The sequence below is a fragment of the Lentihominibacter sp. genome, from assembly GCF_046951855.1.
GTDB lineage: Bacteria > Bacillota > Clostridia > Peptostreptococcales > Anaerovoracaceae > Lentihominibacter > Lentihominibacter hominis.
Window position 1 is genome coordinate 1 of sequence record NZ_JBKTXS010000042.1, and the last position, 7,634, is coordinate 7,634.

Here is a 7,634-nt window from a genome sequence, read left to right on the forward strand (position 1 = left end):
GATAAAGTCACTATCAAGGGACCCGGTACAGATCTTTCATTTTCCATAAAAGATATTCCCGCCATAAAATGTGGAGGCGAATGCAATATTCCTGATGGAGAGGTTTACACAGCTCCTGTAAAAGACTCAATAAACGGAATCATTTCCTACAATACCCCGTCAGAAGAACAAGGTTTCACCTTCGAAAACATTATATTTGAAATAAAAAACGGAAAAATCATCAAGGCTTCTTCCAACAATAATGATAGGATAAATAAGTTGCTGGATACTGATGAAGGCGCAAGATTCTTCGGTGAATTTGCTTTAGGAGTCAACCCCTATATCCTTCACCCAATGAAGGATACGCTTTTTGATGAGAAAATTGCAGGCAGTTTTCATCTTACACCGGGAGCAGCCTATGAAGATGCTTTTAACGGTAATAAATCAGCTGTCCACTGGGATCTTGTCACTATACAAAGACCTGAATACGGAGGAGGCGAAATATATTTCGATAACAAACTCATAAGAAAAGACGGCATATTTACTCTTCCTGAGCTGGAATGCCTCAATCCCGAAAATCTTAAATAAAAACAGGAGATCCGAATCACAGGATCTCCTACTTTTTATCTTATTTCATTAACCTATTATACATTTAAAACAATACATTCTATTTCTTCATAAACTTTCTGCTCAGCAATATTCCTATTATACACAATACTGCTATTACTGCCACTATCACAAGTATTGTTATTGGGAAGCTGTCCCCTGTTTCAGCAGACTTGTCCTTATCCTGAGTCGCATTCTGCGCTTTAGTCTCATCAGTATCCTCAATTCCGTTTCCCTCTTTATCTTCTTTTGTGGTTTCTCCGCTGTTTACATCATCTTGGCTGTTTTCGTTAGTATCACCAATTGTCTGATCGCTTTCTGAATCAGATTCATCGGTAACTGTTCCTTCTGTGTTATCTCCGCCGGAATTTTCTTTGTCAGGATCTTCGACTGCCAAAACAAACGGTGACAGGCTGTCAACTTGTATTGCAACAACTCCGTCTTTGACAGTAGATTCATATGTCTCTTTATATACATCCTCTGAAACTTCATTTTCCTGATCTCCTTCAGACGGAACTTTTTCTGTATAATGGAGAACTGTAGCATTCCAGCCCTCATATTTGTCTTCTACTTTAAATGTAAGAGTTATAGAATCTTCAAAAGTTCCTTCAAGAGATATTTCATATACTCCTAATACCACCTTATCTGCAACAGTTTTTATTATATCTTCATACGAAATGATGCTTCCCGAATCTCCCATTGATTCAGCAGTTATCTCGGTGACATTTAATTTAGCTCCCTCACTGAAATTGCCTGAAAGAGTTATACCTGAATCATTATCTTTAAGTTCATCATTTTCAGTTTCAGTTGCATCCGGTACCTCAGGAATATTCGGCTCATCAGGGGTCTGTGGTTTATCTGAAGGCTTCTGTTCTTCTCCCGTTTTCTTCTTAATAGTTACAATCACAGAAGCAGACTTACTTGAATCTTCCTTGGAAACAGCCTTAATCGTAACTGACTCAGCACTTTCATCTGAGGATATAGTAAGTTTGCCATTATCATCTATAACAGTATTCTCGCTTTTATTTCCTGAAACGCTCCATTCGACCTCTGTGGAAAAATCACCTTTTCCGGCAACAGATACGCCAAAAGTTTTTTGCTCACCCTGTTCCAAAGTGATTTCTGCAGGATTTACCTTTACAGATGTTATCTCTGCTTTCTCTTTTACAGTGATTGTCTGCACTGCGGTTTTAGTTACATTTCCGGTTTTATAACTGATAGTGATATCAGTATCAGTTATCTTAAGTGCCTGATCTGTATACGTAACCTTACTTGTCACATCTTCAGTCGAGCCGTCGCTGAATATTGCTGTTACTTTCATGCCTGAAGCATTGAATTTATCGCCCTCTGTATATACTGTTTTTTCAGGAGGCGTTGTTATTTTAATGGAACTCAATGTTGCCGGCTCGGAATCAGGTTCCTGAGATGTATCAGTGCCACTGTTCACAGGAATTACATAATCCGAATGTATATAGGCATACATGCTGTCAAAACTATAATTTCCCGAACTGCTGTTTACTCCTGTTCTGCTACTGTTCAAAACCGCATCGCTCTGTATCTTATAGAAGGAATTTTTAGTTTCACTGTTTAAGCAAACTACTGAATAACTTGCCGAAGAACCCGTTGAATAAAGCACACTGGAGCCGGAAGCTGTAGACGCTTCTTTTCTCACATTCACATCATTATAATTGTTTTTATCTGATGTAGCTATCGTATCTTTTATTCCAATAGTATATTTGTCATAATCCTTGCTTCCACCGGATTTATCAAGGCTGTAAGCAATATTGGCTGCTTTTTCTCCCCAAAACGGATCTGATGCATATTTCACATTCAGACCGCTGGCTTTATTCCCGAGAAAACCACCGAAATATCTCCAATCTTTAGGATTCAGATATCCCCTTGACATCCAGCCATTGGCAAAATCTTTTATGCAGACATCTACACTGGCATATGTATATGAACTTGTCCCCGATGAACTGTCAACAGCATTTAGACCAAAAAGATTATTCTTGTTCTTAGCTATAGAACTGCTTCCCCATGCACTTTCATTAGCAGCTATACCTGTCATTAAAAGCGCATTGACTCCATATGTATTCTGATTGTTCACAAAGCTGTTTCCGGTATTATACATCTTAGAACTGCTTGAAGATCTGCTGTTTATCATAGAACTTAGAGTACTGCTGCTGTATGAAGTAACGGTTCTCATAGGCAGATATTGATAATAATTATAATACGGACTTTTTGGATTCACAGAATTGCTTCTCGTGTTATTCTGATAATCTGACAGCATGGTAGCATAATCGGTATAAAAATAATGTCCATCGTAACTGTAGTATTTAACTCCTGTCTTTAAATATGAAGGAGCTTTGCCATTGTCAAGTTTGGTGTTATAGCCCGGCGTAGTCATATCACATACTATACCGTGAAGGAGTCTTCCGTTTGAAACTTCATACCCGCTGATAACTTTTGCACTATCAACAGAAATGATCTGAACTTCACTGGAATTGACAAGACCTACTACGCCTGACATCATGAACTTTACCTTGCCGCCGCTTGTCCCAAGATAAGCCGCATCAGCACCATAATCTCCATTAGTATACCCTGCTTTTCCCGTTGCTGCTTCCGTATATGATGTTGTATCGTTACTTTTAGTATTAAAATTCACCACATATGAAGAAGACCTTGCAGACCTGCTTCTTGTCTGTCTTGTCGGGTCAACCACTTCAGATTCCGGAAATTTACCGTCAAAATCTTCAGATTCCGTGATGTTGCCGTTCTCATCCATTATAGTTATTTCTCTGTATTGATTCTCATCACTGAGAGATTCAGATGACTTTTCACTGCCGGCTTCCGCAGCGCTGCTTTCTAAAATAAAAGCACCATTTACCATTAAGCACAGCGAAAGAGCCAATGCCAGTATCTTTCGTTTTTTCACTTTTCCTTATCCTCCTTTTATCACATTATATTAAAATTTACATTAAAATCTCACATACAACTCATTTTTTAGTCAAAATACATGCTGTCTGGCGAGTTTAAATAGTTTTCTGTAAATGTTTTATGTAAATTACATTTCTTCTTTTCTATTTAATTTTAACAGAAACTTATCTAAAAAATCTTCAAATGGATTCATATCTAATTTCAAACGATTCAGTTGATATAAGCTTCGTAAAAACATATAATTTCATTCACCTCCTTTGATTAATTTACATAATTCTAAACTTGTCAATCAGCTTTTTTAGTACTTTTATCTGCTTTTCTTAAGCAAACTATGCTATAATGATACCTTAAAAACGTTGAAATGTCAATGTTTTAAGCCTTTAGTAAATTTCCATTACAACTTACTAAGTTTTTATAAAAACTAATTTTTAAATATTATTTTTTACAACTTATTATCTTAATTTACTTTTCTTCATTTATCTTGCCGTAAAAAAAAGAACGTCTGATTTTAATTTCAGATGCTCTTTTTTACTTATCCTATAAGTCATTATCATCAAAGCCATTCCAGTCTGCCCAGTTTTCAGTTTCTTCCGAAGCTTTCTTTTTTACAGCTTTTTTCTGTTCTGATTTTTCCTTTCTGACAATATTTTCTGAAACTTCACCGTCAATATGCCGGTTTTCTCTGTGATAATCTATGTTCTCATGACATTCATCATCTTGATTCTCTTTTTTGCCGCTGATGTCATCCTTTGATTTTTTCTTTTTAGATAAAATTATTGCTATTATTATTATCAACACAATTGGTACCGCAATAATGATTACCATAAATAAGGTCTTTCCGGAAATACCCTCATCGGGTTTTTCGTCTACACCTTTGAGCTCTGTTTCCGCTACAGGCTGATCCGGAGAAGATGTTTGAGTTATAATTTGCTGGGAAGCAGCACTTCCGGATATTGATATTGTTTTAGAAGCAGAAGGAGTTTCGCTCATATAAACCTCATTGAGATCATACATCTCTCTTGTCGCCACCTGTAACACTGTATCTCCTTCATCTAAAGCCTGAAACTCTATATTAAAAGTAACACTGCCGTCAGTACTGGCTTCCTTAAGCTGTATATAGCCGGAATTTCCCGTACTGCTTCCTCCTGATATATACGTAAGTTTCTCTGTATCATATGACAGACTTCCGTCAACACGCCCTATATCGCCTCCTCCAAAGGTAACAGCAACAGTAAAAGTATCTCCTCCTTTTATATTATCTCCTCCGCTTATTGTTACAGAGGATGCTGCGAATACCTTAGGCGAGATGATGGGTATCAGCAAAGCTAATACCATCACCGTTATTATCATTTTTCTTAAAATACATTCTGCTAAATTTTCTTTCTCTTTACAATGCGTCATCATAAACCCCTCGAATCATTATCGCTGTTTACGGCAGCTGGCAAGCAGATACAGGCATACTATTGTAAACAGGAATCTCAAATACTACAGGATAATTGTCGTTGCTGCTGTAAGCTCTTTTCACAATGCTACCTTCACCTGCCGCGCCTGCAACATTAGTCATATATTGATGAGTACCTACTTTATTTACACCATTTTTAACATTGAACTTCTTAGTATAGTATGAATCCTGTTTGTTGGAAACATACTCTCCTGAATAAAATTTTGCTCCGCCTTCAATAGATTTATACGGAGTATTCCAAGGTCTGGAATAACTTGTCGCTCCTACTCCCGAGCCCTTCGCATACCATAACCCTCTCTGTATCGCATTCATAGAGCTTGTCGTATATGCTCCAATATTGAAAAAGTTATAATATCCTTGATACCCCGGATATGTACCTGATACAAGGCTGCTTCCGTTCCATCCCTGTTCCTGTATTATCATTGCTGCAAGAACGTTAGGATTTACTCCTGTATTTTTTCCCGCAGCATTTATCAGCGCAGAATATGAACTATACCCGCCTCCCGGATTCCTACTCTGCATGAAAGATCCGTTTATTACTGCTGCCACTGTATTAGCGCTTTGCGATCCACTGTCATACTTATGAGTCATAAACTGATATATTCCGCTTTCACTCAAGAAATTCCTGGGGTCCATATAATATGCCACAACTTTATCGCTTGCCGCATACCAGCCTCCGTCAAATGTAGACCATGTCTTCGTAGCTGAGTTATATGATCCGGGGGCTGTAGATCTGTATGATACAGGTGAAGAAGAGCTGACAAGATTAGTAGATACATTGGCAGTTTCCTTTGAAATGGCCTGTGACCATGTATATCCTACATTATACGACTTGAATATCCATTGAGGGTGAGATGCATGAAGAACCCTAAGCCCCGGCTTATAACTTTCAGGAAATCCCTGAGATGTCATATATGATTCAAATTCACTGTCTGAAGTTACCGTTTTCACTGTTACATAATCAGAACATATATATCCGTCCTTAGCGGCACTGTATTGATACTTGTACCATACTTTCCCGTCGCTTGCCTTGGCGGATCCGGTAATAGTCACTGCTGTTCCCTTAGGCAGTGTCGTAAGTCTGCTGTAGTTGGTTCCCGGACCACTCCTTACATTAAGACCACTCGGCGCTGTTGTCGTTCCCATCTGGAAGGTAACAGGCTTACTGGACGTTCCTCCTGTATTGTCACCCGTATTTCCGCTGTCTTCTTTATCTGTAACTTTCACATAATCAGCTGAAACATATCCAAATCTTCCGTTATATGTAAGTTTATACCAAAGTTTTCCTGAAGTATCTTTTGCACTGCCGACAATCTCAAAAGTTTTTCCCTTGGCCAGAGTACCGATACTTCCGTAACTGGTTCCCGGTCCGCTTCTTACTGTAAGAGGATCCGACTTGGTATTTACTGTTCCTTTAGAATTCTGAGGCTTCTCTGTAGCTCCTGAATCAGTTTTTACAGTAACATATTTTGATGATACATAACCTGTCTTTCCGCTATATGTAAGTCTATACCACCACGTTCCTGAACTGTCTTGAGCCTTGCCTGTCACCGCAAAAGTTTTGCCCTTTGCCAATGTTCCAAGACTGCTGTAGCTTGCACCCGGACCACTTCTTACCGTAAGAGGATCAGTTTTTGTATTTACTGTACCTGTAGTTCCTTTTATCTCCGTAACACTTGTAGAAGTGGAGCTGGTCTTGACATATGCAGAAGAAACATACCCGGTTTTTCCGTTAAAATCAAAAGTATACCACCATACTCCTGAAAAATCTTGAACCTTTCCTTTTATGGTAAAAGTCTTTCCTTTGGCAATACTTCCCAGACTTTTATAACTGGAACCGGGTCCGCTTCTTACCGTAAGAGGATCAGTTTTTGTATTTACCGTTCCTTGTGTATTCGAAACCGATATTACAGAATTTTGTTTTATGTTAACATATTTCGATGATACATAACCCGTCTTTGAGCCATAGTTTAATTTATACCATGTGACCCCTGACGAATCTTTGGCAGAGCCTTTAACGACAAAAGTTTTACCTTGACTTAAAGAGCCTATTCTTGAATAATTTGTTCCCGGACCGCTCCTCACATACAGTAAGTCAGCGGTAACTTTAGCAGTTTCTCCTGAGGCGTACACCCTCCCATAATCTGCAGAAGGCAATCCTGCGAAAATCATTACAGCCATCATCAGCGCAACTGTTATTAAAATCAGTCTGTTAATTCTTGTAAATCGTCTTGTTGACATAACTCCCTCCTTGTATACCATGTTTTTTGTATCTATTTTCATAGTTTTTTAGCGTGATTTACAATGGAATTATACAGCAAAAACGTTGAAAAGTCAATATATACAGCCCTTTTGATATTACCTCCGCATCTTCCAATTTAAGTCAAAATTCAAACAAATATATAAATTATTTTTCTATTATATATATCTCTCTTATTACATTACTGATATAAGCCAACAACAGTCAATATAAATTGATGCCCTGTGGTTTCTGTGTTTGACCTGCACGCCATATCATAGATACGGGCAGGTCTTTTCACTGTAAAACCACCACGGGCTAAAGCCCTGTGGTTTCTGTGTTTGACCTGCGCGCCGTATCATAGATACGGGCAGGTCTTTTCACTGTAAAACCACCACGGGCTAAAGCCCT

Annotated in this window: 4 protein-coding genes; 1 reads left to right on the top strand and 3 read right to left on the bottom strand. The window is 38.3% G+C overall.

Translation table 11 applies throughout. The features are described 5' to 3' along the window. Nucleotides 1-567: aminopeptidase (locus ACLR96_RS09285; protein WP_412265727.1), on the top strand; the 567-nt coding region annotated here is incomplete at its 5' end. 79 nt (nt 568-646) lie between these two features. On the opposite strand, the gene ACLR96_RS09290 is transcribed toward ACLR96_RS09285, so the two are convergent. The 3 genes from ACLR96_RS09290 to ACLR96_RS09300 form a co-directional block, all read right to left on the bottom strand. Beyond that, complete coding sequence (locus ACLR96_RS09290; protein WP_412265730.1) at nt 647-3,520, bottom strand: glucosaminidase domain-containing protein; 2,874 nt, start codon at nt 3,518-3,520, stop codon at nt 647-649. A 539-nt stretch (nt 3,521-4,059) separates the two neighbouring features. Next, on the bottom strand, nt 4,060-4,926 hold the full coding sequence (locus ACLR96_RS09295) for a hypothetical protein (protein ID WP_177268639.1): 867 nt from the start codon (nt 4,924-4,926) through the stop codon (nt 4,060-4,062). Nucleotides 4,927-4,951: 25 nt separating this feature from the next. Further along, nucleotides 4,952-7,225 carry an SH3 domain-containing protein gene (locus ACLR96_RS09300; RefSeq protein WP_177268641.1) on the bottom strand — a complete coding sequence of 758 codons (2,274 nt, stop codon included), beginning with the start codon at nt 7,223-7,225 and terminating at the stop codon, nt 4,952-4,954. Between the last annotated feature and the right edge of the window lie 409 nt (nt 7,226-7,634).